The sequence below is a fragment of the Nonomuraea mesophila genome (assembly GCF_004352805.1).
Classification (GTDB): Bacteria; Actinomycetota; Actinomycetes; order Streptosporangiales; family Streptosporangiaceae; genus Nonomuraea; species Nonomuraea longispora.
In genome coordinates this window covers 1-4,316 of sequence record NZ_SMLD01000322.1, presented here as the reverse complement: position 1 = coordinate 4,316, position 4,316 = coordinate 1, and the positions used below count along the sequence as shown (strand labels likewise).

Genomic DNA, 4,316 nt, shown 5'->3' with positions numbered 1-4,316 from the left:
GTCTCGCCCGCCCGCCCCGGAGCGCGCCATCGGGCTCAGCACCCATTCCTGAGGGGAGCCACCGTGTAGGGCGCATAGGGAAGTGACCCCCGCCGCACACCGGCGGAGGTCACCGAACCACGACACCTCTACGCCGGGTGACCGGCCAGATCCTGCGTCCCCGCGCCGCCGGCACCCTCACGCACCCCCGGGCCCGCCGACCCCGGCTCACCGTCGTCCTTACGCGTCACCACCACGTACAACGTCGGCACCAGCACCAGCGTCAGCAACGTCGAGGAGATCAGACCACCGATCACCACGATAGCCAGCGGCTGCGAGATGAACCCGCCAGAACCCGTCACCCCCAGCGCCATCGGCGTCAACGCGCAGATCGTGGCCACCGCCGTCATCAGGATCGGCCGCAACCTGCGCCGGCCGCCCTCGATCACCGCCTCCACCACGCCCATGCCCTGATCCCGGTACTGGTTGATCAGGTCGATCAACACGATCGCGTTCGTCACCACGATGCCGATCAGCATCAGCATGCCGATCAACGCCGGCACACCCAGCGCCGTGTCCGTGGCCACCAGCAACCCGACCGCACCCGTCGCCGCGAACGGGATCGACACCAGCAAGATCACCGGCTGCACGAAACTACGGAACGTCGCCACCATGATCAGGAACACGATCGCCACCGCCGCCAGCATCGCCAAACCCAGATCGGCGAACGCGTCCGCCTGATCAGCCGACACACCACCGATCTCGTACGACGCCCCGGCCGCCAGGCTCAACCCGTCCAGCTTCGACGTCAACGCCTGCGTCACACTCCCCAGATCCGACGCATCCGCCTTCGCCGACACCGTCGCCGACCGCTCACCATCGATCCTGCTCACCTGCGTCGGCCCCGCCACCTGCCGCACCTCGGCCACCGACGACACCTTCACCATCCCCGCGGCCGTCGGCAGCTTCAGATTCCCGATCGCCTTCACATCCTCCGGCGCGTCCGACCCGCGCAACACCAGATCACTGGCCCGCCCGTCCAGCGTGATCTGACCCAGCGGCGCCCCCCGGAAGGCCTGCGCCACCGCCTGACCCACCTGCGCCTCCGACAGGCCCCGCTCCGCGGCCTCCTCCCGGTCCACCACGACCTCGACCCGCGGCGCACTCGTCTCCAGGTCGGACGACACGTCCTTCAGCCCGGACACCTCACCCATCGCCGCCGCCACCGACTCGGTCGCCGCACGCAGCGCCCCGGCATCGGGAGCCTGCACGATCACGTCGATCGTGTCAGAGGCGAACCCCGCCGCCTGCGCACCCATCGTGACCTCGCCGACGCCCGACAACCCCGCGATCTCCTCGCGCAGCGCCCGCTCGACCCGCGCCGTGTCCGCGCCCTCCTCCAACGTCACCGAGTACGACGCCCGATCCGCGCCACCGCCGACCGCCCCGCCCGACATCGCGTTGCCGCCACCGACGTTCACCTGGTACGTCTCCACACCGTCCAGGCCGGCCAGCACCTCCTCGACCTCGCGCGCCGCCTTGTCCGTACTCGCCAGATCCGTGCCCACCGGCATCCGCTGCGACAACGACAACGTGTTCTGCCCAGAGGCGTCCAGGAAGTTCGTCTGCAACCCGCCGGCCAGCCCCATCGTGCCGACGAACACCGCCACCCCGATCAGCACCGTCACCAGCTTGAACCGGGTCGCGAACCGCAACACCGGAAGATAAGCCCGCTGCAACGGCGAACGCAGCTCCTTCGCCTCCGCCTCCTCACGCTGCCTGCGCGCCTGCCCCGGCGCCAGCACAGGCGCCCTCAGGAACCAGTACGCCAGCACCGGCACCACCGTCAGCGACACCACCAGCGAAGCCAGCAACGCCACCGCCACCGTGATCGCGAACGGGCTGAACAACTCGCCCACCATGCCGCCCACGATCGCGATCGGCGCGAACACCGCCACCGTCGTCAACGTCGAAGCCGTCACCGCACCCGACACCTCACGCACCGCCGTCAAGATCGCCTGAAGCTTCGCCTCGCCGTAAGCCAGATGCCGCTTGATGTTCTCCAGCACCACGATCGAGTCGTCGACCACACGCCCCACCGCGATCGTCAACGCGCCCAGCGTCAGCATGTTCAGCGAATAGTCACCCGCCCACAACGCCAGCAACGCGATCACCACCGACAGCGGGATCGACACCGCCGTCACCAGCGTCGACCGCACCGACAGCAGGAACACCAAGATCACCAGCACCGCGAACACCAGGCCCAGCACGCCCTCGGTCGTCAGGCTCTCGATCGACTCCTCCACGTACGGCGCCTGATCGAACACCACCGACACCGCCGTGTCCGACGAATCGCCCAGCGCCCTGGTCAGCTCCGGCAGCTTCTCCCGGATGTCATGCGAGATCGCCACCGCATTACCGTCCGGCGACATCGTCACCGCCACACCCAGACTCGCCGTACCGTCGGTCCGGGTCAGCGTCGTCGCCTCCGCCAGACCGCGCTCGATCTCCGCCACGTCGCCCAGCTTCACCGGCTTGAGCGGCTTCGGCCTGGCCTGCTGCTGCGCGATCGCCCCCTGACCCGGCTGAGCCTGCGCCTGCCCGGGCTGCCGGCTCTGCGGCTGACCCTGCTGCGGCTGACCTTGCGGCTGGCCCTGCGGCTGGCCCTGCGGCTGGCCCTGCTGGGGCCGAGCCTGCTGAGGAGTCGCCGCCGGCTGCGCCGGCGTCAGATACAAGTTCTCCAGCTCCAGCAGCGAGTCCACCCGCGAACCCACCTGAACCGTCAGCGCCTTGCCGTCATCGGTCAACGTCCCGGCCGGGATCGGCGTGCCGTTCGCCTTCAGCACCTCAGGAATCTGCGCCGCCGACACCCCCGCCAGCGCCATCTTCTTCGCATCCGGCCGGACCGTCACGACCTCCTCGCGGGCGCCCGTCACCGACACCTCGCGCACACCCTCGACGCCCTGCACCTCCGGCACCAGAATCCGGCGCAACTTCTCGGCCATCGACCGCTCGTCACCGCCGTCGCCCACCGCCAGCACCAGCACCGGAATGTCATCGGTGCTCCCCGCCACCACCTGAGGCTCCACGCCCTCCGGCAACGTCACCCGGTTGATGGCCTGCTGCATCTTGTTCACCGACGCCTCGACATCGGTGCCGAACTCGAAAGCCACCTGGATCTGCGCCAGGCCCTCCTTCGAGCTCGAGGTCATCTGCTCCATCCCGGCGAGCCCCTGAAAGGAGTCCTCGATCGGCTTGGTGACCTGATCCTCGACGATCTCAGGCGAAGCACCGGGGAACGGCGCCACCACGAACGCACCCGGAAACGACAACGACGGCAGCAACTGCTGGTTCAGCTGAGGAATGGCGAACACGCCGAACCCCGTGAGCACCAGCGCGATCAGGATCACCAGGCTGCGGTTGACCAAGCTCAACCGAGCGAAAGCGGTCATGGGCTCCCCCTCCAAGAGTTCGCCACAGACTAACACTTCGCCTGATGCGAACATTTAGCCAGTCTCGAACTTCCTGATAGCCTTCTCAGGAAGGCGAGAGGTGAGCGTGAGCAGCGAACGCGAAGACCTGATCCACCGGATCACCGAAACCCAGCGTGGCCTCGGGCGACTGTTCGCCCAGCACCACTCCCCCCTGTTCACCTCCAACCTCACCATGCGCCAGCTCAGGGTCGTCATGCTCCTGGCGATCAACGGCTCCTCCTCAGGCCAGGAGCTCGCCCAGGCGCTGGGCGTCGGCCTCGGCACCGTCACCGGCATCGTCGACCGCCTCGTCGCCCAGGGCCTGGCCTGCAGGCACGAGGACCCCCACGACCGCCGCGTACGCCGCGTCGAGCTCACCCCCGAAGGCACCGCCCTCATCGAGGAGATCACCAACGCCGGCCACGAACACTACCGCCGCATCATGGACCACCTCGATCTGGACACGCTGCGCGCCCTCGACCACGTCACCCGGACCATCCGCGACGTCGCCGACAGGCTTGTCTGCGGTGAGGACCCCGGCAGGGGTATCTGAGACCACCGACCGCCTTTACATTGTAGATTCATTGGCCAGGCGGGACAGCACGTCCGGCAGGACACCCTCGTGCACCACCGTCAGCCGCCGCGTCGCCCGCGTCACCGCCACGTACAGGTCCTGCCCGCCCATCGGCGACTGGTCCCAGATGCCCTGCGGATCCACCACCACGACCGCGTCGAACTCCAGCCCCTTGGCCTGACCCACCGTCAGCACCACCACCGGCGCGTCCAGATCCCCCTCAGGGAAGAGCCGCGCCACCTCGGCGTGCCGCGCGTCCGGCGTCACCACGCCCACCCCTGACTCTTATA

3 protein-coding genes are annotated in these 4,316 nt (G+C 68.6%); 1 reads left to right on the top strand and 2 read right to left on the bottom strand.

What is annotated here, in order from left to right; translation table 11 throughout:
• Positions 1–128 precede the first annotated feature (128 nt).
• Entirely contained in the window at positions 129–3,431 is a 3,303-nt protein-coding gene (locus E1295_RS47375; protein WP_132641853.1) for an efflux RND transporter permease subunit, read from the bottom strand.
• 106 nt (positions 3,432–3,537) lie between these two features.
• Between E1295_RS47375 and E1295_RS47370 the strand changes: the two genes are divergently transcribed.
• The gene (locus tag E1295_RS47370; RefSeq protein ID WP_132641851.1) at positions 3,538–4,005 is read left to right on the top strand and encodes a MarR family winged helix-turn-helix transcriptional regulator; all 468 of its coding nucleotides are present in this window, start codon (positions 3,538–3,540) and stop codon (positions 4,003–4,005) included.
• A 15-nt stretch (positions 4,006–4,020) separates the two neighbouring features.
• Here E1295_RS47370 and E1295_RS47365 read toward each other — a convergent pair whose 3' ends face one another.
• A complete protein-coding gene (locus E1295_RS47365; RefSeq protein WP_425465408.1) occupies positions 4,021–4,296 on the bottom strand; it encodes an ATP-binding domain-containing protein in 276 nt (91 codons plus the stop codon).
• Positions 4,297–4,316: the final 20 nt, after the last annotated feature.